The sequence below is a fragment of the Pseudomonas palleroniana genome, assembly GCF_003031675.1.
Classification (GTDB): Bacteria; Pseudomonadota; Gammaproteobacteria; order Pseudomonadales; family Pseudomonadaceae; genus Aquipseudomonas; species Aquipseudomonas palleroniana.
Genome location: NZ_PYWX01000046.1, coordinates 1 through 21,590 on the forward strand (window position 1 = coordinate 1; position 21,590 = coordinate 21,590).

The following is a 21,590-nucleotide window of genomic DNA, read 5'->3' on the forward strand; positions in this document are numbered from 1 at the left end:
GCCCACTATCGCTACGACCCATTTGGGCGGCGCATCAGCAAAACCGTGGATGACACGACCACGGAGTTTTTCTGGCAAGGCGACAAGCTGATTGCCGAACATCATGCGGAGCGCCATCGCAGCTACCTATACGAACCCGACAGCTTCCGCCCATTGGTTTTACTGGAAGGCTTTGGGCCGAAAGAAACAAAACCCTACCACTACCAACTCGACCACCTCGGTACGCCGCAGGAACTGACCGATAATGAAGGCGAAATCGTCTGGTCCGCGCACTACCGCGCCTACGGCGAAATCGCCCGCCTTGATGCCTGCAAAATCGACAATCCGTTGCGTTTTCAAGGCCAGTACTGTGACGCGGAAAGCGGGCTGCACTACAACCGTCATCGCTACTACAATCCGGATATTGGTCGGTACCTGACGCCGGATCCGGTGAAGCTGGCGGGTGGGATCAATGCGTACCAGTATGTGCCGAATCCTACGGGGTGGGTGGATCCGCTCGGGTTGAGCACGTGTCCTGGTGGGGATGGGTGCAAATCGGCCACCAAAGCTAAAGACCCAAGCACAAAGACAAAGATCAGTGATGAGCCATCCAGTCCTTCGATTTCAAACACTCCGCCTGCAATGGGGTATCACAAGGAAACTTATGCCCATGAATCAATTAAACCGGAGGAGGCAACCCGGAAGTGGGAGGAGTTTTTAGGGCCAGAGCCTCATACGAACACAAATCCACGCACCGGTAAGCCTGATCGAGACAGGATAGTTTCCAATGACGCTAAGAGAAGTATTCGTTATGGATCTCATGAGATGAACAGCAAATCAAGCAAACACCACTATCATGAAGAGACATGGACGTTGGAGCTTAAGTCCAACACTATGAATGTGGATAACACTGTTGTAAGAGTTCCACTACCGAAGAAGTGAAATGAAGATACGAGTCAGCGAAGTAATTTCTGATGCGAACACTATACGTGTGTCCTTCCACTCGCCTGTAGGAAGTGGCACCGCTTTATGGATGGGTATCTCACCAGCTATCGGCGAGGAGCAGGATGTCGAACTCGATTTGGATGAGGTTTTTACTTGGGGGAAAAACATCATCCCCTCCTCACGTAAGACCCCAAAAATCAATATTATAAACGGCCTTACCCAAATAACGGCTCAAATCATCCAGAACCCAGATGGCGAATGGACAGCACTAAAGCTCGGAGACTCAATAGTCCTTATTGAGCTTGATGAGTTACCCACTCAGAAGTCCGGGTTTGTCGAGCTAAAAGCGACCAAAATCCACCTATATCCAACAAGCATTTAATTACTTCCTCGTCACAAAACTAGAAATAGGCGAATTTATTTAGGCTCACCAAAATGAGAACCTACATAGGTTCGAAGTTAAGCAAAACAAACCTGTGCGGAGCAACCTCCCCCGTCACAGGCTTGCGCAGTCCCCTTAGATCCCCGCCAACGCCAGGTCCATCGCAAAATACGTAAAAATCAAATCCGCCCCGGCACGCTTGATCGACCCCAGCGTCTCCCGCACCACTCGCGCCTCATCGATCGCTCCGGCTTGTGCGCCGAACTTGATCATCGCGTACTCGCCACTTACCTGGTAAGCCGCCACCGGCAGGCGTGAGGCTTCGCGGATGTCGCGGATGATGTCGAGGTAAGCGCCGGCTGGCTTGACCATCAGGGCGTCCGCGCCTTCCTGTTCGTCCAGCAGGGATTCGCGTACCGCTTCGCGGCGGTTCATCGGGTTCATCTGGTAGCTTTTACGATCGCCCTTGAGCGCGCTGCCGCCCGCTTCGCGGAACGGGCCGTAAAGGGCCGAGGCGAATTTGGTGGAGTAGGCCATGATCGGGATGTGAGTGAAGCCTGCGTCATCCAGGGCACGGCGGATGGCCTGGACCTGGCCGTCCATCGCCGCCGACGGTGCGATGACGTCGGCACCGGCACGGGCGGCGGCCACGGCTTGCTTGCCGAGGTTGGCCAGGGTGGCGTCGTTGTCGACGTGGGCACCGTGCATCACGCCGCAGTGGCCGTGGTCGGTGTATTCACAGAAGCAGGTGTCGGACATCACGATCATTTCCGGTACGGCGTCCTTGATGATCGAGGACATGCGCGAAACCAGGCCACGCTCCTTCCAGGTATCGCTGCCATCGGCATCCAAATGATGAGACACGCCGAAGGTCATCACCGACTTGATCCCGGCACGCGCAAAGCGCTCGATTTCACCGGCCAGTTTCTTCTCGGGGATCCGCATGACACCCGGCATGCTGGTGATCGGCACGAACTCGTCGATTTCTTCTTCGACGAAAATGGGCAATACCAAGTCGTTAAGGGTGAATTCGGTTTCCTGGAACAATCCGCGTAACTGCTCAGAGCGGCGCAGGCGGCGTGGACGGGCTTGTGGGAACTGGCTGGTCATGGTTTTCCTGGCTGAAGGCTAAAAACAGTAGAAGCAAAATCTTTGGGGCCAAAGCTTATGCCCCGAGGCCGCGGCAGCACAAACGCCAAGGGGCCAACAGTGTATTGCGTGGCGCGTAACAATTTATTGATCTAGAGCTGTACGCGTCCGTCGATACAGCCTGTCACCGCGCCACCGATCCAGATTTCAGCGCCTTGGCGCTCAACGTAAATGCGCCCCGCTCGCCCGATAGCCGTGCCTTGGCTGACCACGTAGCGCTCGGGCGCCAGGCCCTCACCCAATAACCACTGAGCCACACCGGCATTCAAACTGCCGGTGGCAGGGTCTTCCGGAGCGCCGTCACCGGCGATGAAAGCGCGCACTTCAAATTGCGTGTCTACCGGATCACGTTCAGGGTCACAGGGAGCAATCACACCCACGGCCAGACCCTGCAGTTGCGCATAGTCCGGTTGCAAGGCCAGTACCTGGTCACGCTCAGCCAGCATCACTGCCATCCATCCCGCCCCATTGTCGACCCACTGACTGCGCACAATCGCCTCCGGGGTCAAACCGAGCCCCAAGCGCACGCGCTCCAACAGAGCGGCTTCAACCAAACCGGAACGCAACAATGGCGGCGCGATAAACGCCAACTCATTGCCTCGACGTCGGATCCGCACCAGGCCGATTTCGCACTCCTGGATGATCTCTTCGCCCTTCGGAAGCCCCCCCGCTTGCAGCCATGCATGGCAGCTCCCCAGTGTGGGATGCCCGGCAAACGGCAGCTCAGTGAGGGTGGTGAAAATTCGCACCCGGTAATCGGCCCGCGCATCACGCGGCTCCAGCAAAAAGGTGGTTTCGCTGAGGTTGGTCCAGTTGGCAAAGTCAGCCATCTGCCGATCGGTAAGGCTGTCGGCGCCCAGCACTACCGCCAGTGGGTTACCTTTGAGCGGCACGCCGCTGAATACATCCAATTGCTTGAAATCGAAAGTCCGCATATTCAACTCTTCAGGGCTCAGCCAGGAATGCTCAGGCCACGGATCACCGCCGGACGCGCCACAAACCCGTCCAGTACACGCAATACGTTGGGGAAATCGGCGATTCCCACCAGATCACCCGCCTCGTAGAACCCAATCAGGTTACGAATCCACGGGAAGGTGGCGATGTCGGCAATGCTGTAGTCATCGCCCATGATCCAGGTGCGGCCCAGCAGGCGTTTTTCCAGTACCTCCAGCAACCGCCGAGACTCCGCGACGTAACGGTCACGCGGGCGCTTGTCTTCATAAGCCTGGCCGGCAAACTTGTTGAAAAAGCCCACCTGGCCGAACATCGGGCCGATACCGGCCATCTGGAACATCAGCCATTGGATCGTTTCATAGCGCGTGGCCGGGTCCTCAGACAGCAGTTGGCTGGTCTTTTCCGCAAGGTAGATCAGGATCGCGCCGGACTCGAACAACGCCAACGGCTGACCGCTCGGACCATTAGGGTCGATGATCGCAGGAATCTTGTTGTTGGGGTTCAAGGACAGGAACTCGGGGGATAGTTGGTCCTGCGTCTCGAAGCTGACCTTGTGCGCTTCATACGGCAAAGCCAGCTCTTCCAGCATGATCGACACTTTGACGCCGTTGGGCGTCGGCAACGAATACAGCTGCAGGCGCTCCGGATGCTGGGCGGGCCATTTGCTGTTGATCGGGAAAGCGGCAAGTGCATTCATCGGAAAATTCCCAGGCTGAAAACCCCCATCATAGTCATCCGGGCCTCGCCCTGCATGGGTCATCATTACGCAACATAGCCAAGCTAGGCTGCCGCGCAGGCGAACCAACGCGCCAAAATGCACTCTTACGTGCGCCAAAACGTTGAAAAGCAGACTCGAACTGACAATGACCATTTCACCTTTGCGCCTTGCGCAACGATTCAAACGCTACACCTACCTACTGCCATCACTGCTGTTACTCGGCGGAGCAATCGGCTTGGTCCTCGAATCCCCGCTCATCAATGCCGGGCCGGTGGATGGCGTGCAAACGTTGGTGTTCCTGCGCCATGGTGAAAAGCCTGCCGGCGGCCTGGGCCAGCTCAACTGCCAGGGCCTCAACCGCGCGATGAACCTGGCCAGCGTGTTGCCGGAAAAATTCGGCAAGGCCAACTATGTGTTTGCCTCCAACCCGACGCGAAATGTCGAGGAAGGTGAGCATGACAATTCCTACAGCTACATTCGTCCATTGATGACCATCGGCCCCAGCGCCATCAAGCTCGGCCTGCCGGTGAATATCAAGTTCTCCGCCAACGACACCAGCGCCCTCGCCGACGAACTGGTGGAAGACAAGTACCACAACTCGATCATCTACACCGCCTGGTCCCATGGCTACCTGCCGGAACTGATCAACAAGGTCGCCAGCGAAGCGGTGGGCTCGAAGTACACCATCGCCCACGACTGGTCCGGCAACGACTACGACACGTTGTATGTGCTGACGCTGACCTGGCACAACGGCAAAGCGTCGTTGCTGAGCCGCAACTACCAACAGGGCTTGAACAACGGCCAGCAGACCTGCCCGGATGCAACCCAGGTGAGCGCTGACATCTGAGGGCGTATGATGCACCGCTATTGACTCAGCTTCGGATCATCAGCATGCCCAACCTCACGTCTACCCAGCCCGCCCGGGGCTGGTCTTTCTGGTGGAAACCCGCCTTGTTTCTCCTGGTTGCCTGCGTCGGCCTGTACTACGTGAAGTGGTCGCCCTACTACTTCAAGGCATTCGTGGCAGCGGATAACCACAGCATTGGTGCGTCAATCCTCAACGATCAACAAACCGCGCCGCTGATGGCCGCGCTGGCGTATGCGCAGGTGTATTTCCTGGCCATCTGGAAAGCGGCGGTGCTGGCGGTCATTCTCGGCTCGCTGCTGCAAGTGTTGATTCCCCGCGACTGGCTGCTGCGCCTGTTTGGCAAGGCCGGGCTGGGTTCGACCGTGCGCGGCGGGCTGTTCGCACTGCCGGGGATGATGTGCAGTTGCTGCGCGGCGCCGGTGGCGGCAGGCATGCGCCGTCAGCAAGTATCGGTGGGGGCGGCGTTGGCGTTCTGGATTGCCAACCCGGTGTTGAACCCGGCCACCCTGGTATTCATGGGCTTTGTGTTGGGCTGGGGTTTTACGGCGTTGCGCCTGGTGGCGGGGATTGTGCTGGTGGTGGGCGTGTCGCTGGTAGCCCAGCGCATTGCGCGACCGGAGCAGGTGCCGGACGCCGCATTGGAGGCAGTTTCAGAGGTCAGCGTCGTCGAATCGCAGCCGTTCCTGAGTCGCTGGCTGCGCACCCTGTGGCAATTGTTCTGGAGCACCATCCCGGTCTATATCCTGGCCGTACTGATCCTGGGCGCAGCGCGAGTGTGGTTGTTTCCCCATGTGGATGGCGCCATGGCCAACAGCCTGCTCTGGCTGGTGCCATTGGCGATTGTCGGCACTTTGTTCGTGATTCCGACCGCCGCCGAGATCCCTATCGTACAAACCATGATGACCCTCGGCATGGGCACCGGCCCGGCAGTGGCCTTGCTGATGACCTTGCCGAGCGTGAGCCTGCCGTCACTGCTGATGCTGCGCAAAGACTTCGATGCACGGGTGCTGGTGACGGTGGCCGGGTTGACCATGTTGGTGGGTGTGGTGTGTGGGTTGATCGGGGCCGTCATTCTCTAGTGACTCTCAGAGGCTGGTGGCACTGCGACAACCGGGGTATCTGTGCCAGGTTGAAACCTGTGGCGAGGGAGCTTGCTCCCGTGGCGGTTTGTCAGCCGACCTGGATGTTAGGTAGATCGCGTACATATCCATTGCTGCGGTAACGGCGGCTTATGGTTCCGCTCTTACAGCGGGTCACTTTTGGAAGGACCCAAAAGTAACCAAAAGGTCCTTGCCCCACCACTCGGCACCTCGCTCAAGCTCGGTGTGCCCGAACACAGGCTTGAATCCGTGGGCCGCCGTCATGGGCCATCCCTGGCCCAGGACGGCTAACCCGGCGTCCTGCCGGGTTATCCACGGATTCAAGCCTGCGTTCGGCCAGCGTGGTTTGACGGGGCGCCTAAGATCAAGATCAAGATCAAGATCAAAAGCAAGATCAGGAGTGCGGCAAGCAGCGAATCTCAGCCGTCATGCGGGCAAGACCGGATAGATTTGATCAGATGCGGATTGTCTGTATCGGCTCAGAAAGATCGACCCAGCCTTTCACGCAGATACTCCACCACTGCGCCCTGCTCTCCCGAAAACTCGATCCGGGCGCCTTTGCTTTGCTTTTGAAAGGCGTACATCGGGTCGTAGTACTCGCGCAGCAACCCTTCGATCCACTCCCGGTGCAGGTCGACTGCACCACTGCGGGCCTGTTCCGCCAAGGCGTCCTGCAGGATCGCCTGTAGCCGTTGGAAGCGTTCACCGCCCAGGCGCTTGTGAATGTTGGCCAGGCTCTGGGTCAGGCGCTCGGCAAAGCGGGCCTGGCCGGTTTCGCCATGCACCTCGATGAATTCTGCGCAGAGTTCGACCACGTAATCACGCAGGATTCGCTCAACACGCCCCTCCACGCTGTCTTCGAGCCAGACCATCGGAAACGTCTGCATGCCTTTATGCAACGGCAGGGGAAGCGCGCAACTGCCGATCATGCGGCTCTCGTCCTCGACCACAAACTGTTCGATACCGACCGCGCGTTTTTTCAGCAGGTCCACCGCCAGGCGATTTTCGAAATCGATGTTGGATGGCTGCGCCGTAGCGCGCTTGCCGAAGCTGGAACCGCGGTGGTTGGCGTGCCCCTCCAGGTCCAGGGCATTGCGCAACTGACCGAGCACTTCGGTTTTGCCGGTGCCCGTCATGCCGCCCAGCAATACAAAATCACATGCGTTCGTTGCCTGTTCCAGGGTGTCCAGCAGGAAGGTGCGCATGGCCTTGTAGCCACCGCCGACGCGTGGATATTCAATACCCGCCTCGGTCTTCAACCACTGCTGCACAATCTGCGAACGCAGCCCACCACGAAAGCAGTACAAGTACCCGTCGGGGTTGGCCTTGGCGAACTGTGCCCACTGCTCGATGCGCTCTGCCTTGATCGCCCCGGACACCAGTTCATGCCCCAGCACAATGGCAGCCTGCTGGCCTTGCTGCTTGTAACAGGTGCCGACCCGTTGACGTTCGTCATCGGTCATCAGCGGCAGGTTGATCACCCCGGGGAACGCGCCCTTAGTGAACTCGATCGGCGCACGGGTATCCATCATTGGCCGGTCATTGAGGAAGATGTCGCGGTAGTCGGTGAAATCGGTCGCCATCAAAACACCTCTACCGCGTGGGTCTGTCGCTCACCCAACGCGCCAATCGGCTCAAGGCTCAAGCCCATTTCAGCGGCCATTGCATGAAATTCGGCGTCACCCTCCGGCGTCACGGCAATCAACAGGCCACCACTGGTCTGCGGGTCACACAACACACGCTTGTGCAATTCTTGAAGACGCCCCAGCTTGCTTGCATAACTGTCGAAGTTGCGCAACGTGCCACCGGGCATGCAGCCTTGATCCAGGTAATGCTCGACGCCCGGCAGCAGCGGCACTTTGGCGTATTCGATGCGCGCCGTCAGGCCACTGCCGTCGGCCATTTCTACCAAGTGGCCGAGCAGGCCGAATCCGGTGACGTCCGTCATGGCCGTCACGCCGGCCAACTTGCCGAAACGGCTGCCCGGCTTGTTCAGGGTGCACATCCAGTCGCGGGCCACACCCACATCGACCTCGCGCAATTTGCTCTTCTTTTCCGCAGTCGTCAGAACGCCGATGCCCAGCGGCTTGGTCAGATACAACTTGCACCCGGCCGTGGCGGTGTCGTTGCGCTTCATATGGCGCTTTTGCACGATCCCGGTCACGGCCAGGCCAAAGATCGGTTCCGGCGCGTCGATGGAGTGGCCACCGGCCAGCGGGATCCCCGCCGCGTCACATACCGAACGGCCACCGCGGATGACCTCCCGGGCAATCTCCGGTGCCAATACGTTCACCGGCCAGCCGAGAATGGCAATGGCCATCAGCGGGTCGCCGCCCATGGCGTAGATGTCGCTGATGGCATTGGTCGCGGCAATGCGGCCGAAGTCGAAGGGGTCATCGACAATCGGCATGAAGAAATCAGTGGTGGAGACCACGCCCCGCTCGTCGTCGATGGCGTAGACCGCCGCGTCATCGCGCGAAGCATTCCCCACCCACAGGTTGGGGTCGAGATTCTGCGCGCCACTGCCGGCCAGGATCACTTCCAGTACCTGGGGCGAAATCTTGCAGCCGCAACCCGCGCCGTGGCTGTATTGGGTGAGGCGAATAGGCTCGTTCATGGAGGACCTCAAGCTATCAAGTGGGTGGAGTCTACCAGACAGCAAAAGGCCAACTGGGCTCACGGAGCGCAGTTGGCCTTTGCCTATCGAGCCTTACTGCTTGGCAGCCAGCAGGCGTTTGTGGCGATTGCGTCGCGCCATGTTCAGCAACTCGATCACCGCCGAGAACGCCATGGCCGCGTATACATAGCCTTTTGGCACATGGGCGCCGAAGCCTTCGGCGATCAAGGTCATGCCGATCATGATGAGGAAGCCCAGGGCCAGCATCACCACCGTCGGGTTGTCGTTGATGAACTTGGCCAACGGCTCTGCCGCCACCAGCATCACGATCACCGAGACCACCACGGCAATGATCATGATCGGCAGGTGCTCGGTCATGCCCACGGCGGTGATGATGCTGTCGATGGAAAAGACCAGGTCGAGCATCAGGATCTGGCCAATGGCCGCCGCAAAGCCGATGGACACGCCGTTACCGGCGCTGACCTTCTCTTCCGGCTCCGGGTCCATGCTGTGGTGGATTTCAGTGGTCGCCTTCCACACCAGGAACAAGCCACCAGCGATCAGGATCATGTCTTTCCACGAAAAGGCCTGGCCGAAGATTTCGATCACCGGCGCCGTCAACTGCACGATGAACGCGATGGTGCTCAACAGGCCCAGGCGCAGGATCAACGCCATGCTGATGCCGATACGACGTGCTTTCGCCCGGTGTTTCTCCGGCAATTTGTTGGTGAGGATCGAGATAAAGATCAGGTTATCGATGCCCAGCACGATTTCCATCACGATCAAGGTAGCCAAGGCCACCCAGGCGGTAGGGCTTGCAGCCAGTTGTAAAAGGTAATCCATAGGTCAGTCCTGACGTGGTGAGGCTCGGGAATTAGGTTTCTTTGCTATCGGACTCGGAAGCCTTTTCAGCGTCCTTGTCTTTCTTCTCAGGGCTGATCAAGCCGTGGGTTGCCTCACTCAGGGCCTGCTCGGCGGCCTTGTGAGTTTCATCAATGGCTTGCTTGGCCGACTCGGTAGCCTTGCCCATCACTTGCTGCGCACTCTTTTCCACTTGATCACAGCCAACCATTACCAATGAAAGCGCAAGCAACGAGGCCGCGCCCAGATAATTGAGTTTCATGATGTATTCCTCTCTTAGAACCAGAGGGACCAAATAGTGGCCCTGCGATAGCGAGGCATTCTATGCAGGCGAACAGTTCAGTAAAATTCGTATTTTTATGACATATACTTCGGATTTAACGAACTGTAGCCCCCTATGCTCAATTACCGGCAATTGCATTATTTCTGGGTAGTGGCCAAGACCGGCAGCATTGTGCGCGCCTGTGAGCAGTTGAACCTCACACCCCAGACCATCAGCGGGCAAATCAGCCTGCTCGAGCAAACATTCGGTGTAGCGCTGTTTCAGCGCGTCGGGCGCCAGTTGGAGTTGACCGAAGCCGGGCGCCGGGCACTGCCGTACGCCGAACAGATGTTCCAGACCGGCAATGAACTGGAGGCGATGTTGCGCGCCCAACCGAATGAGCAGCAGATCCTGTTTCGTGTGGGCGTCGCGGATGTGGTGCCCAAATCGATCGTCTATCGGCTGATCGCGCCGACCATGGAGTTGAGCGAGCCGATTCGGATCACCTGCCGCGAGGATAAACTCGAACGCTTATTGGCTGACCTTGCGATCCAGCGCCTCGACCTGGTGATTTCCGACAGCCCGATGCCTACGCACCTGGATATCAAAGGCTACAGCCAGAAGTTGGGCGAGTGCGGCATCAGTTTTTTCGCCACCCAGGCATTAGCTGACGAATACGGTGGCGACTTCCCACAGTGCTTGCAGGGCGCACCGCTGTTGATTCCGGGAGCAGAAACCGTGGTGCGCAGCCGGTTGCAGCGCTGGTTTGCCGAGCAGCAGATCCAACCGAAGATCATCGGCGAGTTCGACGACAGCGCCTTGATGCAGGCGTTTGGCCAATCCGGCAGCGGGGTCTTCATCGCGCCAAGCGTGATCGCCGACGAGGTGGTGCGCCAGTACGGCGTGGCGCTGATCGGCCAGACCGTCGCGGTGACCGAGTCGTTTTACGCGATCTCGGTAGAACGCAAGGTCAAGCACCCCGGCATCGTGGCCATTACCGAAGGTGCTCGAAGGGAACTGTTTACTGCCCTGCCCTGAGGCGTCAGGCGCTGGCCGCGTGCGTTTGTCGGGCGCTCATCAGCCACAACGCCAGCAGGATCGACACCAGAATGAACCCGGACGCCGCAAAGCCCAGGCTGCCCAGGCCCAGGGTGTCGATCACATGCCCGCCGACCATCGCTCCCAGGCCGATCCCCAGGTTGGCCCCGGCGATATTCAACGACGCGGCAAACGCGGGAGCTTGGGGCGCGGCCTTCATCAAGCGCACATGGCTGACCAGGAACATCGCCGCCTGGGTCACGCCCCACACCGCCATCGCCGCCGCCAGGCCGATCGTGGAGTGAATCGCCGGCACCAGCGCCACCATGCCCGCAATCATGAAACCGCAGAACACCATGGACGCAATCAACGGGTGCCGATCCACCGCACGCCCACCCAAGGAATTGCCGATCAAGCCGACCGCACCAAAGCCCATCAGGCACCAGCCCACCAGTGTGCCGTCAAACCCGGCCAAGCGCTCAAGGATGTCCGCCAGATAGGTGTAGGCCGTGAACATGCCGCTGAACACCAGGATCGACAACAGGATATGGCCCTGCATCAGCGGGTTGCGCAGGATCTTGAACTGCGAGCGCAGCGTCACTTGATCGTTCTTCGGCGCGGTCACCGGCAAATAGAGAAACAGCAGCAGCGCCTTGGCCAACGCTACCACCGCCAGGATGGCAAACGCAGTGCGCCAGCCGAACATGTCCGAAATCAGCGTCCCCACGGGGATACCGAATACCGTGGCGCAGACGATACCGAAGCCGATTTTCTCGATCGCGCGTCCGGCGTATTCCGGGCCGACGATATCGACCGCGGTCTCACTGGCCAAGGCCCAGAACACCGGCAAACCCAGGGCCGGGATCAAGCGTGCCAGCGCCATCATCCAGATATTCGGCGCAAGGGCCGCCAAGGTGTTGGCTACGCCGAACATGACCAGGATAGTGATAAACAGGCGCTTGCGTGGGAAGCGGGCGAAGTACGCCGTCAGAAACGGGCCAAAGGCTGCCACGGTGAAAGCGAACAGCGTCACCAGCAGGCCAGCCTGGGACACGCTGACGTTCAGGTCGCGGGCAATGGACGGCAACAAACCGACGATGACGAATTCTGTGGTCAGCACGGTAAAACCGGCAGCCGACAGCAGCAGGATGGGAAACAACATGAAAACTCCAGAAACAACGACATCAACGACAGCCCGAAGGGCTCGCTGACGGAGAGGAAAGATGAGAGGCAAGAATCTTAACAGAGTGTGTCCAGGTTTGGCGAAAGCCCTGAAGCGTGGGCGACGCGATGTCGCAGCGTCCGGGGTACCGATGACGACATGCTAGACTTCGCGCCCTCGCGTCCTACAGCCTTTTCTGCGTGCGCCGCTGTACCTTCAAAAAATTAGAGACAAGTGTTTATGACTGCTGCCCCTTCCCTTCTGCAACGACTAGCCCGCGTCAGCCTGGTCACGCAAATCCTCCTCGGCCTGATAGCCGGCATCCTCCTGGCACTCGTTGCGCCTGAGGCGGCCAAGGCCACCGGTTTTATCGGCAAGGTATTTGTCGCCGCGCTCAAAGGCGTAGCGCCGATCCTGGTGTTTGTATTGGTGATGGCGTCGATAGCCAATCATAAACAGGGCCAGCAAACCCATATCAAGCCGATCCTGTTCCTGTACCTGCTCGGCACCTTTGCCGCCGCCGTGGTGGCGGTGATCGGCAGCACGCTGTTCCCCTCGACGCTCGTACTGGCCACTCACGACACCACGGTCAGCGCTCCGGGCGGAATCGGCGAAGTGCTGCAAAGCCTGCTGCTCAGCGTGGTGGATAACCCGATCAATGCCCTGGCGAACGCCAACTTTATCGGCATCCTGGCCTGGGCCATCGGCCTGGGGGTCGCCATTCGCCATGCCGGTGAGACGACCCGCACGGTGATCGACGATCTGTCCAACGGCGTGACATTGATGGTGCGCGTGGTGATTCGCTTCGCGCCTCTGGGCATCTTCGGTCTCGTGGCATCGACGCTGGCCACCTCGGGCTTCGGCGCCCTGCTCGGCTACGCCCATCTGCTAGGCGTACTGATCGGCTGCATGCTGTTCGTGGCATTGGTGATGAACCCGGCCATCGTGTACTGGAAACTGCGCCGTAATCCTTACCCGCTTGTGTTGATGTGCCTGCGCGAAAGTGGCATCACCGCCTTCTTCACCCGCAGCTCGGCAGCGAACATTCCGGTGAACCTGGCGTTGAGCAAGCGCCTGGGCCTGCATGAAGACACCTACTCGGTGTCGATTCCGCTGGGCGCCACCATCAATATGGCCGGTGCCGCGATTACCATCACGGTGTTGACCCTGGCAGCCGTACACACCCTCGGGATTTCGGTCGACCTGCCTACCGCCGTACTGCTCAGCGTAGTGGCAGCCGTTTGCGCCTGCGGAGCCTCGGGTGTGGCCGGTGGTTCGCTGTTGCTGATTCCCCTGGCGTGCAGCCTGTTCGGCATCCCCAGCGAGATCGCCATGCAGGTGGTTGCCGTCGGGTTCATCATCGGCGTCCTTCAGGACTCGGCGGAAACCGCGCTGAACTCGTCCACCGATGTACTGTTTACCGCTGCCGCTTGCTTGGGCAAGGAAGAGCAATCGGCCTGACCCCCTCCAGGCCGGCTCACTCAGGAACCGGCCTGGCGTTTTCATGCGGCTATCGACGTATCGACGGCAGGTTCAAGGTGATCAGGACGAAACGCTGTCAGCGGTTGCCCGTACATCCGCAGGTTTTTCACATCGTATCGGTACCAATTCCCAGTGGTTTCATCCAGCAGCGCCTGGACCTTCGTGGTTTCGGCCCCGGCGTGAGTGCCTTCCACCACTCCTTTGGGTTTATGTTGGAACACCCGGTCCACACTGCGGTTGGCCGAAACGGCCTTCCAGAAAAGCAACCCTCGACCGAGGGCTGACTTATGAAGTGGTAATCCTTTGCTCACCAGCGCTTTCCCTCCAGCAAACGGATTGGCCGCACTGACCAGTGCGCGAGTGAAGGTACCGGCCTTGCTCAACACGCTGCCGCCAGACTTCAAGACCTTCGTCGCGGCCCCGGCCCCACCTAACGCAAAACCAAAGATATCGACGGCCAGGAACGCCAGGCCTTCACCAACCCTGCCCTCTTTGAAGCTGTGCACGGCCGCCGCGACCGGTATCAGCGCACGCGTGACCGCCTGGATTTTCTCGAACTCGGTGACTTCCGTGTCAAAGGTGGTGGCGCCCCTGGCGGCTGCGAACAGCTCGTCACGCTGGGCTGACTTGAAGTAATAACGCGTAGCGGTTTCGGCAATGAACTGTGACCTTGGCGAGGTGAAGGTTTGAACAGGCGAATCGGACTGTGCTCGTGCTGTTCGTTGAGCGTCATAACCCGAGACCTCAGTCAGCTGGGTGTTGGTTTTCACCCAGGGTATTGATCCTTCTCCCGCGACGCGCTGCCATTGGCCCTGCAGCCCACCCTTGAGCCCCTCCGCCAAGTCCTTTCGATGACGCAATACACCGTTTGTGGGGTCAACTTCGTAAACGCGCTTTTTGCCGTTGTACGTGGACTCTACGAACAACGGGCCATCCTTGGGCTTGTCGAACTTTTCGAAATCCTTGTTGAACAGATAGGAGGGCAGTTCATACGGGCCTGGCGAATGGAGTGGTCGGGTGACTGTCTGCTCGGTGAAAAATTTCAATTCACCCCATTCCAAAGCATCCTTATCTGCCTGTGGCAGCAGTGAAATCTGGTGTTTGACTGTCACTTCTGAGGCCGCTTTGAGAGCGTCGTAATAAGCGCGGATTTGCTCTTCGAACGCCGCGTTGATTTCGTCGGGAAGAAAACGGATATAGCGTGCTACATCGCTGGGGATGGCCGGGTCGGTAGAGTCCCAACTGACAGGTGTATTCGTGAGCGCGATATCGAGTAGTGAATACGGCCCCTTGTAATCCCGCCACTTCTCGGACGGTTCCAGGACCTTTTTTTCGAGATCCACATCCGCGTATTTTTCGGGCAGCCGCTCTTTCATCAACTTGAGCGCAACCGATCGACGGGTCGGTACGGGTGCACGGAAGGCCTCTGAAGCCTGGGCCAAGGTTTCCAGGCGCTCGCTGGCCATTGCGCCGGCGCGCTCGACTTCGGCTGGCGAATAATTGTTATCGTCCCGCTTGGCAATCGCACCATCTGCCACGGCCCAATGAATCACCCCTTCCCAGCCGGCCAACGCCTCTACCGTTTTTTCATCGGCGCTGATCGGACTGAGATCCTCCTTGATCAATTGCTCATAGGTTTTAGTCGCTGCCAGCCCCGGCGCACGCATATCAGCCTTGGCGACGATGGCCTTCAAGCTGACCCAGGCGGGCGAGCCATAAGTCAGTTTGTCGGGAACCCCCTTGACCAGCATTTCAGGGGCGTGGTGGGACAGCAGCACGTACGCAGCGATCGCAGCGTTGCGCCCAAAGGAACGACTCAGATGGCGGGTCAACCCTTCAACCACAAAAGAGAGCGGCATCCCCCAGTTTTCCCGCCGCGATAAATCGTACCCTCCCACCCGGTTCTTCTTATCCGGGTATAACAGCGCATCCCAGTCAAGACCTATCTGCAAAGCCGAAAGCGTCCACTCTTCAGCCGTACCTGCGCCTTTGAACTTGTCACGCAACGCAATTCCCAGCGCCTGCGCGGAGGGGCTCTGCAACAGCTTTAGCAGCGTTTCACGCGGCTTTTCCAGCTCGGCGGCTGTCCAATCGACCGTTTGTGTCAAGAAACCAAAGGCGTTCTGGCTCAGCTTCAGCTTATGGAACTCGGGCAACTCCAATGCATTGAACGTCACAGCATCGTAGATAGCCTGACGCTGCTCCTGATCCAATGCCGTGGGCCATGACAGTCCGCCCCCCAGGTCGCCATGGGGCGGTGAATGCTCCACTGGACGACTCAACTCTTTGATCATATTCAACAGTTCACTTTCATTGACTGGCTGGTCCCAACCCTTGCCAGCCATGAATTGCAGCAGATTGACGGTCTGTCCCGCCTTTGCCTCATGATTCAGATGGAAATTGGAATACGGGTCCAACTTGATCTGCTGGCTACCCAAGTACTGAGTAAAAGCCTCTTCACGGTTAAACCGCGCAGGGTGGCCGGTAGGCGATGTACGCCATCGTTCCTGCTGCTGCAAATGTGAAGTTACCCGTACATAAGCATTGACCAACGCGTCGCGAAAATTCGCCAAGTCATTGCTGTTGGCCGTCTGCCGAGTAGGCGAAGTACCGGGGGCGGCCGCGCCCTGCACAGGCTTGGTCGTCGGCGGAGCACTGATGAGGGTCTCAGCGCCAAGTTCAAAGGAAGCACTCACCCCGGTCGGGGAGTTGTGGGTGGTTACGATCATTAGGGAGCCTCAAGGTCTCGTTACGCCTGATTGACGTCCTTGAGTAGCCTCTTGGCTAAGTTCGGTTGCATGGAGATATGTAACAAGCTGGAGCATGAAAAAGCCCGGCGTGGCGCATAAATGAACCACCCGGGCTTCAGGCTGCGTCACGCGTTTAGAAAGCGCCCATGTAGTCACGCTTGCCCACTTCCACACCGTTGTGGCGCAGCAAGGCGTAAGCGGTAGTGACGTGGAAGAAGAACTGCGGCAGGCCGTAGGTCAACAGGTAGGACTGGCCGCTGAAGCGCTTCTCTTTCGGCGTGCCTGGACGGGTGATGATCTCGATGCCTTCCTTGCCGTCGATCTGCTCGGGCTTGAGGGTGTCGAGGAAGGCCAGCACTTTGGCGATCAGCGCTTGCAGGTCGGCGAAGGTGGTTTCTTGATCTTCATATTTGGGCACTTCGATCTCGGCCAGGCGGGCGGATACGCCTTTGGCGAAGTCGACGGCGATCTGTACCTGGCGCACCAGCTGGAACATGTCAGGGAACAGACGCGCTTGCAGCAAGGCATTGGGTTCGATGTTCTTGGCGGTAGCGTGGGCTTCGGCTTTGTTCAGCACATCGCTCAGGGCGTTGAGCATTTGCTTGAAGACAGGGACGGAAGCGGCGTACAGGGAAATAGTCATGACAGTCTCACGGTGATGGCAGGGTTTGGAACCAGCAGCGATTATAGACCTGCCCGCCGCTTGTCTTTTATTTTTTCCGGCATAGGCTAGTGGGCTCACTGCATAGGGAAACGCGCGATGACCGCTGAGCATGACACCCAAAACCCTGAGCCGCGCCTCAATAGCACGGAAATCCGCATCCTGGGCTGCCTGATCGAAAAACAGGCGACCAACCCGGAAACCTACCCCCTGACCCTCAACGCCCTGGTACTGGCCTGCAACCAGAAGACCAGCCGGGAGCCGGTGACCAACCTCAGCCAAGGCCAGGTCGGCCAGAGCCTGCGTGCACTGGAAGGCCAAGGTTATACCCGGCTGGTCATGGGCAGCCGCGCCGATCGCTGGGAACACCGGGTAGACAAGGCACTGGAGCTGGTGCCGGCCCAGGTGATCCTGATCGGGCTGCTGTTTTTGCGCGGGCCACAGACGGTCAATGAACTGCTGACCCGCAGCGGGCGCATGCACGATTTCGAAGATGCCGAGCAGGTCGTGCACCAGCTGGAACGTCTGATCGCGCGCGGGCTGGCAGTGCTGGTGCCGCGCCAGGCGGGACAGCGGGAAGATCGGTACACCCATGCGCTGGGCGATCCGGCGGATATCGAGGCGATTATCGCAGCCCGAGGCAATCCGGTGGAGCGTGGCGCCGGGGTTAGCGTGGAGCGGATTGAAGAGCTGGAGGCGCGGATCGCAGCGCTGGAAGAACGACTGGCGCAGTTGGAACAGGCGTAACACCATTAAAATGTGGGAGCGGGCTTGCTCGCGAATGCAGTGTGCCAGTCACAGTTGAGTTAACTGAACCCACCGCATTCGCGAGCAAGCCCGCTCCCACATTGGATTTTCGTGGGTTTCAGCCTCGGGCAAAGGCCACTGCCGCCTCAAATTGCGCCTGAGTCGGCCGCACGCCGGTATACAGCACGAACTGCTCCAGCGCCTGGATCGCGATCACTTCCAGCCCGGTGATCACCCGCTTGCCCTTGGCGCGTCCACGCACGATCAGCGGCGTTTCGGCGGGGATCGCTACCACATCGAACACAGTTTCCGCAGCATCCACGGCGTCAGTCGCAAAGGCCAACTGATCGGCCTCGGCGCCACCGGTCATACCGATCGGCGTCACATTGACCAGCATCTGCGGGCGCAAGTCACCCAGCTCGGCCTGCCACCCATACCCGAGGTTTTGCGCCAGCGCGCGGCCTGCCGCTTCGTTGCGCGCAACAATCACGCCATTGGCATAGCCACCGTCACGCAGGGCACTGGCTACGGCCTTGGCCATGCCGCCGCTGCCGCGTAAAGCAAAGGTCGAGTCCTTGGGCACGGCATGCTTTTTCAGCAGTTGTTCGATGGCGATATAGTCGGTGTTGTAGGCTTTGAGACGGCCGTCGGTGTTGACGATGGTGTTCAGGGAGTCGATGGCCTGCACCGAATCGTCCAGCTCATCCACCAGGGCGATCGCGGCCTCCTTGAACGGCATGGAAACACCGCAACCGCGAATGCCCAGCGCCCGGATACCACCTATCGCGCCGGGCAAATCCTGGCTGCTGAACGCTTTATAGTAGAAATTCAACCCCAACTGTTCATACAGGTGGTTGTGGAACCGCAGGCCAAAATTCCCGGGACGCGCCGACAATGACATACACAGTTGGGTGTCTTTGTTGGGGTGCATCTGCATGGATAACTCCTTTGAGTAAGCAAATCGGTACAGACCTTACACAACCTTTACCTATCGGCCGTGCTGTTTTTCAGAAATACGTTGTCTTAAAAGTATCCCCGCGACAATCCTTGAGTCTATTGATTGCAGACCACAAGCGCAGGGGCTAACCGAGGAATGACCATGATTCGTAAAATCCCCAAAATCGCCTTGCTTGTCGGCGCACTCGCTATGGCAGGCCAAGCCTCCGCCCACGGTGGTGGTTGGGGTGGCCCGGCCGTTCTGGGTGCTTTGGTCGGCGCCGCTGTAGTGGGTTCGGTGGTTGCCAGCCAATCCCAGCCGGTCTACGTGCAGCAGCCGGTTTATGTCCAGCCGCAACCGGTGTATGCCGCTCCGCCGCCGGTCTACTACGCACCGCCACCACCGGTGTATGTGCAAGAACGGGTTTACTACCGCCCGGCGCCGGTCTACTACGGCCCTCCACGTGGCTACTACGGCCCGCCTCACGGTTATTACGGCCGCGGCTGGTAACTTGAACAGGTTCGTCTAAACAGGCCTCGCCCACACGCGGGGCCTTTTTTTGCCTTTGAAGTCTGGATTTATCTTGCCAAGGTCGCAGTGAGGACAATGCTCGGGGGCTCAATCCCACATCATGAGGGTTGAATGTCTTCTTGCTCGATCAAGGTCCGCCCTGTCATGTTTACGTCACGAAACGGACTCACTATCGACCTGTCCAGCCAAGAACAATTAAGGACGACTGACCATGCCCACACAAAACCCGCACCATACCGCCGGCCTCTGCACCTCCAGCAAGGTCTACAGCGCACTGACCGAACTCAAGCACCTGGAAGGCCACCGCACGGCCAAATTCCTGGCGTTGCTGGCGGAAAACCTGGTGCGCAAGGGCCTGCTCAATGAGCAGGAAGTGGTGCTCATGCTGGACCATGTGGTGGATTGACGCCTGGCGTTGATGTCGACTATCGAGCCAGGTGATTTTTGCTGAGCACCCAGCCATCGTAAGGTGACCTCCATAGCGATTGGAGGTACTTATGCCCACTGTTCAAATCATGTCCGTCATTGGTAGCGCCGTTCCCACCCCACTCCGGGAGCTGGGCCTGCTCGCCTGCTGGTACGTAGTCAGCGATGGCGAGCCCATCAGCGGCCCGCTCATGTCGTTATCCGATGCGCAAAAACAGCTGCAATGCGCATCCAATTTCAGGCTCAACGCCTGAAACCTACGGCAACGGCAGCTTGACCCGAGGTTTGGTTTCTACAAACAGTGCCCAACTGGACATGAACAACGCCGCCACCAACGGGCCGATCACAAACCCGTTCAGGCCGAATACCGACAGGCCGCCCAGGGTCGAGATCAGGATCAGGTAGTCAGGCATTTTCGTGTCCTTGCCCACCAGCACCGGGCGCAGCACGTTGTCCACCATGCCGATGACCAGAACGCCGAACGCAGTCAGCACCACGCCCTGCCAGATCGAACCGCTCAACAGAAAGTAAGCGGCCACCGGGCCCCATACAATCCCCGCGCCCACCGCCGGTAGCAGGGAAAGAAACGCCATCAAGACCGCCCACAGCAACGCGCTGGGAATGTCCAGGAACCAGAAGATCAAACCGCCCAGTGCGCCTTGGGTCACGGCTACCAGTACGTTGCCCTTGACGGTGGCGCGCACCACCCGATTGAACTTGAGTTGCAGGCGACGCTTCTGGGGCTCCGCCAGGGGCACTGCCGTGCGGACTTTACGCACCAGTTCCGGGCCGTCGCGCAGCAGGAAAAACAGCAGATACAGCATGATGAAAAAGCTCACCAGGAAATCAAATGTCCCCTGACCAAAACTGAACGCCTGGGAGGCAAAAAACTGGCTGCCCTGCATCGCGCTCTTGACGATTTTCTCGCGCAAGCCTTCCAGGTTGCCCATGCCGAACCGGTCCAGCAGGTGCTGGAAATACGGCGGCAGTACGTTCTTGAACTGCTCGATATACCCGGCGACGTCCAGCTTGCCGCTTTCGACGTTTTTGTAGAGCGTCGCCCCTTCCTGCACCAGCAATACGCTGGTGATGATGACCGGCAAAATGGCGATCACCAGGCACACCGCCAAGGTGGTCAGGGAGGTCAGGTTGCGGTTCCAGCCAAAGCGTTGCTGCAGGCGGCGCTGCATCGGGGCGAAGATGATGCCGAGGATGACCGCCCAGAACACCGCGCCGTAAAACGGCAGCAATATCCAGATAAAGGCGACGGTCACCAGGGCCAGCAACAACAACAGGGTTTTGAATTGCAGGTTGGTTGAGTTCATGTCCGGTCCATGTCAAAAAAGCAGTAGGCCTTCATCGGCCCTTTTGCTTAGTCCGCAGGCGAACCCGGGAGTGCCATCCCGTCACTCGATAGCCTTGGCCTCACGCAAAAGCGCCTGGATCACTTGTTCCTGGGCCTCATAATCACCTTCGCCAAAGTGGCTATAGCGCACCTTCCCCTTGGCATCGATCAGGTAATGGGCCGGCCAGAACTGGTTATCGAAACTGCGCCAGATTGCATAGTTGTTATCCAAGGCTACCGGGTAGGTGATGCCCAGCTTGCGCACCTGGTCCCTGACGTTGCCGCTGACCTGTTCATAGGCATATTCCGGAGTGTGTACGCCAACGACCACCAAGCCATCGGGTTCGTAGCGTTTCGCCCACTCTTTTACGTACGGCAGCGCGCGCCGGCAGTTGATGCAGTCGTAAGTCCAGAAATCCACCAGCACGACTTTGCCCTTGAGCGCCTGCAGATCGAGCGGTGGGGAGTTGAGCCATTCGGCCGCCCCCGCCAGCGATGGCATGGCGCCCGGTGGGTCAGCGGGAGTTTCACGGCTGGCCATCACGCTGGAAATCAGCGCAAGCGTCAGCAGCAGGCCGGCGAGCAGAAAGGTGATAGGTCGCATGATCATTACCTGTTGGGTATTCAGAGCCTCCATTGGAACGCCCTGGAGTATCGCGCCTGTGTCGAACCCCCA

General features: G+C 58.9%; 22 protein-coding genes and 1 pseudogene. 10 read left to right on the plus strand and 13 right to left on the minus strand.

The window, feature by feature from the left end; translation table 11 throughout:
- Together C9383_RS28535 and C9383_RS15110 are read left to right on the plus strand one after the other, a co-directional pair.
- Positions 1–921, plus strand: a 921-nt coding sequence (locus C9383_RS28535) for an RHS repeat domain-containing protein (RefSeq protein ID WP_146164714.1), incomplete at its 5' end; no start/stop codon positions are given.
- A 1-nt stretch (position 922) separates the two neighbouring features.
- Positions 923–1,306, plus strand: a complete 384-nt coding sequence (locus C9383_RS15110; protein ID WP_090372089.1) for a hypothetical protein — start codon at positions 923–925, stop codon at positions 1,304–1,306.
- Positions 1,307–1,441: 135 nt separating this feature from the next.
- Here the strand turns inward: C9383_RS15110 and hemB are convergent, their stop codons facing one another.
- The 3 genes from hemB to C9383_RS15125 all read right to left on the minus strand — a co-directional run bounded on the left by hemB (position 1,442) and on the right by C9383_RS15125 (position 4,106).
- The gene (gene hemB, locus C9383_RS15115; protein WP_060752444.1) at positions 1,442–2,416 is read right to left on the minus strand and encodes a porphobilinogen synthase; all 975 of its coding nucleotides are present in this window, start codon (positions 2,414–2,416) and stop codon (positions 1,442–1,444) included.
- A 131-nt stretch (positions 2,417–2,547) separates the two neighbouring features.
- Positions 2,548–3,390, minus strand: a complete 843-nt coding sequence (locus C9383_RS15120; protein WP_090372091.1) for a PhzF family phenazine biosynthesis protein — start codon at positions 3,388–3,390, stop codon at positions 2,548–2,550.
- Between the two features lie 17 nt (positions 3,391–3,407).
- Positions 3,408–4,106: a glutathione S-transferase N-terminal domain-containing protein gene (locus tag C9383_RS15125; RefSeq protein WP_060752442.1), complete on the minus strand. Its 699-nt coding sequence runs from the start codon at positions 4,104–4,106 to the stop codon at positions 3,408–3,410.
- Positions 4,107–4,272: 166 nt separating this feature from the next.
- Between C9383_RS15125 and C9383_RS15130 the strand changes: the two genes are divergently transcribed.
- Together C9383_RS15130 and C9383_RS15135 are read left to right on the plus strand one after the other, a co-directional pair.
- Positions 4,273–4,974, plus strand: coding sequence for a histidine phosphatase family protein (locus C9383_RS15130; RefSeq protein ID WP_090372093.1), 702 nt, complete (start codon positions 4,273–4,275; stop codon positions 4,972–4,974).
- Between the two features lie 44 nt (positions 4,975–5,018).
- On the plus strand, positions 5,019–6,074 hold the full coding sequence (locus C9383_RS15135) for a permease (RefSeq protein ID WP_090372095.1): 1,056 nt from the start codon (positions 5,019–5,021) through the stop codon (positions 6,072–6,074).
- Positions 6,075–6,574: 500 nt separating this feature from the next.
- On the opposite strand, the gene mnmH is transcribed toward C9383_RS15135, so the two are convergent.
- The 4 genes from mnmH to C9383_RS15160 form a co-directional block, all read right to left on the minus strand.
- Positions 6,575–7,678 carry a tRNA 2-selenouridine(34) synthase MnmH gene (gene mnmH / locus C9383_RS15145; protein WP_060752439.1) on the minus strand — a complete coding sequence of 368 codons (1,104 nt, stop codon included), beginning with the start codon at positions 7,676–7,678 and terminating at the stop codon, positions 6,575–6,577.
- On the minus strand, positions 7,678–8,712 hold the full coding sequence (gene selD, locus C9383_RS15150) for a selenide, water dikinase SelD (RefSeq protein WP_090372097.1): 1,035 nt from the start codon (positions 8,710–8,712) through the stop codon (positions 7,678–7,680). The genes mnmH and selD overlap by 1 nt, the downstream gene beginning before the upstream one ends.
- 93 nt (positions 8,713–8,805) lie before the next feature.
- Positions 8,806–9,555, minus strand: coding sequence for a TerC family protein (locus tag C9383_RS15155; RefSeq protein WP_090372100.1), 750 nt, complete (start codon positions 9,553–9,555; stop codon positions 8,806–8,808).
- 31 nt (positions 9,556–9,586) lie between these two features.
- Positions 9,587–9,835, minus strand: coding sequence for a hypothetical protein (locus C9383_RS15160; RefSeq protein WP_090372102.1), 249 nt, complete (start codon positions 9,833–9,835; stop codon positions 9,587–9,589).
- Positions 9,836–9,970: 135 nt separating this feature from the next.
- Here C9383_RS15160 and nhaR point away from each other — a divergent pair, with 135 nt between their 5' ends.
- Positions 9,971–10,873, plus strand: coding sequence for a transcriptional activator NhaR (gene nhaR, locus C9383_RS15165; protein ID WP_060752435.1), 903 nt, complete (start codon positions 9,971–9,973; stop codon positions 10,871–10,873).
- Between the two features lie 4 nt (positions 10,874–10,877).
- Here the strand turns inward: nhaR and C9383_RS15170 are convergent, their stop codons facing one another.
- Positions 10,878–12,035 (minus strand): MFS transporter, encoded by a 1,158-nt coding sequence (locus C9383_RS15170; protein ID WP_090372104.1) that lies wholly within the window; start codon positions 12,033–12,035, stop codon positions 10,878–10,880.
- A 240-nt stretch (positions 12,036–12,275) separates the two neighbouring features.
- Between C9383_RS15170 and sstT the strand changes: the two genes are divergently transcribed.
- Positions 12,276–13,496, plus strand: a complete 1,221-nt coding sequence (sstT, locus tag C9383_RS15175) for a serine/threonine transporter SstT (RefSeq protein WP_090372106.1) — start codon at positions 12,276–12,278, stop codon at positions 13,494–13,496.
- Between the two features lie 41 nt (positions 13,497–13,537).
- Here the strand turns inward: sstT and C9383_RS15180 are convergent, their stop codons facing one another.
- Both C9383_RS15180 and C9383_RS15185 read right to left on the minus strand, forming a co-directional pair.
- Positions 13,538–16,246 (minus strand): hypothetical protein, encoded by a 2,709-nt coding sequence (locus C9383_RS15180; RefSeq protein ID WP_090372108.1) that lies wholly within the window; start codon positions 16,244–16,246, stop codon positions 13,538–13,540.
- Between the two features lie 154 nt (positions 16,247–16,400).
- Positions 16,401–16,910, minus strand: a complete 510-nt coding sequence (locus C9383_RS15185) for a DUF1993 domain-containing protein (protein WP_090372110.1) — start codon at positions 16,908–16,910, stop codon at positions 16,401–16,403.
- A gap of 117 nt (positions 16,911–17,027) precedes the next feature.
- Here C9383_RS15185 and C9383_RS15190 point away from each other — a divergent pair, with 117 nt between their 5' ends.
- Positions 17,028–17,675 carry a YceH family protein gene (locus tag C9383_RS15190; protein ID WP_090372113.1) on the plus strand — a complete coding sequence of 216 codons (648 nt, stop codon included), beginning with the start codon at positions 17,028–17,030 and terminating at the stop codon, positions 17,673–17,675.
- 118 nt (positions 17,676–17,793) lie between these two features.
- On the opposite strand, the gene C9383_RS15195 is transcribed toward C9383_RS15190, so the two are convergent.
- Positions 17,794–18,612 (minus strand): shikimate 5-dehydrogenase, encoded by an 819-nt coding sequence (locus C9383_RS15195; protein ID WP_090372115.1) that lies wholly within the window; start codon positions 18,610–18,612, stop codon positions 17,794–17,796.
- Between the two features lie 156 nt (positions 18,613–18,768).
- On the opposite strand from C9383_RS15195, the gene C9383_RS15200 reads away from it, so the two are divergent.
- The 3 genes from C9383_RS15200 (at position 18,769) to C9383_RS15210 (ending at position 19,823) form a co-directional block, all read left to right on the plus strand.
- Positions 18,769–19,122 carry a hypothetical protein gene (locus C9383_RS15200; protein ID WP_060752428.1) on the plus strand — a complete coding sequence of 118 codons (354 nt, stop codon included), beginning with the start codon at positions 18,769–18,771 and terminating at the stop codon, positions 19,120–19,122.
- Between the two features lie 232 nt (positions 19,123–19,354).
- A complete protein-coding gene (locus C9383_RS15205) occupies positions 19,355–19,549 on the plus strand; it encodes a hypothetical protein (RefSeq protein WP_060752427.1) in 195 nt (64 codons plus the stop codon).
- 91 nt (positions 19,550–19,640) lie between these two features.
- On the plus strand, positions 19,641–19,823 hold the full coding sequence (locus C9383_RS15210) for a hypothetical protein (RefSeq protein ID WP_090372117.1): 183 nt from the start codon (positions 19,641–19,643) through the stop codon (positions 19,821–19,823).
- 3 nt (positions 19,824–19,826) lie between these two features.
- Here C9383_RS15210 and C9383_RS15215 read toward each other — a convergent pair whose 3' ends face one another.
- Positions 19,827–20,894 carry an AI-2E family transporter gene (locus C9383_RS15215; protein ID WP_090372119.1) on the minus strand — a complete coding sequence of 356 codons (1,068 nt, stop codon included), beginning with the start codon at positions 20,892–20,894 and terminating at the stop codon, positions 19,827–19,829.
- A gap of 81 nt (positions 20,895–20,975) precedes the next feature.
- A pseudogene (locus C9383_RS15220) lies at positions 20,976–21,425 on the minus strand (thioredoxin family protein); the annotation flags it as partial.
- Between the last annotated feature and the right edge of the window lie 165 nt (positions 21,426–21,590).

Bases quoted from the DNA above. Each gene is read 5' to 3' on its own strand.
- C9383_RS15130 (WP_090372093.1), top strand. From the start codon at position 4,273: ATGACCATTTCACCTTTGCGCCTTGCGCAACGATTCAAACGCTACACC.
- C9383_RS15160 (WP_090372102.1), bottom strand. From the start codon at position 9,835: ATGAAACTCAATTATCTGGGCGCGGCCTCGTTGCTTGCGCTTTCATTG.
- C9383_RS15185 (WP_090372110.1), bottom strand. From the start codon at position 16,910: ATGACTATTTCCCTGTACGCCGCTTCCGTCCCTGTCTTCAAGCAAATG.
- C9383_RS15170 (WP_090372104.1), bottom strand. From the start codon at position 12,035: ATGTTGTTTCCCATCCTGCTGCTGTCGGCTGCCGGTTTTACCGTGCTG.
- C9383_RS15215 (WP_090372119.1), bottom strand. From the start codon at position 20,894: ATGAACTCAACCAACCTGCAATTCAAAACCCTGTTGTTGTTGCTGGCC.
- C9383_RS15200 (WP_060752428.1), top strand. From the start codon at position 18,769: ATGACCATGATTCGTAAAATCCCCAAAATCGCCTTGCTTGTCGGCGCA.
- C9383_RS15205 (WP_060752427.1), top strand. From the start codon at position 19,355: ATGCCCACACAAAACCCGCACCATACCGCCGGCCTCTGCACCTCCAGC.
- hemB (WP_060752444.1), bottom strand. From the start codon at position 2,416: ATGACCAGCCAGTTCCCACAAGCCCGTCCACGCCGCCTGCGCCGCTCT.
- nhaR (WP_060752435.1), top strand. From the start codon at position 9,971: ATGCTCAATTACCGGCAATTGCATTATTTCTGGGTAGTGGCCAAGACC.
- C9383_RS15190 (WP_090372113.1), top strand. From the start codon at position 17,028: ATGACCGCTGAGCATGACACCCAAAACCCTGAGCCGCGCCTCAATAGC.
- C9383_RS15135 (WP_090372095.1), top strand. From the start codon at position 5,019: ATGCCCAACCTCACGTCTACCCAGCCCGCCCGGGGCTGGTCTTTCTGG.
- C9383_RS15155 (WP_090372100.1), bottom strand. From the start codon at position 9,555: ATGGATTACCTTTTACAACTGGCTGCAAGCCCTACCGCCTGGGTGGCC.
- C9383_RS15180 (WP_090372108.1), bottom strand. From the start codon at position 16,246: ATGATCGTAACCACCCACAACTCCCCGACCGGGGTGAGTGCTTCCTTT.
- sstT (WP_090372106.1), top strand. From the start codon at position 12,276: ATGACTGCTGCCCCTTCCCTTCTGCAACGACTAGCCCGCGTCAGCCTG.
- mnmH (WP_060752439.1), bottom strand. From the start codon at position 7,678: ATGGCGACCGATTTCACCGACTACCGCGACATCTTCCTCAATGACCGG.
- selD (WP_090372097.1), bottom strand. From the start codon at position 8,712: ATGAACGAGCCTATTCGCCTCACCCAATACAGCCACGGCGCGGGTTGC.
- C9383_RS15210 (WP_090372117.1), top strand. From the start codon at position 19,641: ATGCCCACTGTTCAAATCATGTCCGTCATTGGTAGCGCCGTTCCCACC.
- C9383_RS15120 (WP_090372091.1), bottom strand. From the start codon at position 3,390: ATGCGGACTTTCGATTTCAAGCAATTGGATGTATTCAGCGGCGTGCCG.
- C9383_RS15110 (WP_090372089.1), top strand. From the start codon at position 923: ATGAAGATACGAGTCAGCGAAGTAATTTCTGATGCGAACACTATACGT.
- C9383_RS15195 (WP_090372115.1), bottom strand. From the start codon at position 18,612: ATGCAGATGCACCCCAACAAAGACACCCAACTGTGTATGTCATTGTCG.
- C9383_RS15125 (WP_060752442.1), bottom strand. From the start codon at position 4,106: ATGAATGCACTTGCCGCTTTCCCGATCAACAGCAAATGGCCCGCCCAG.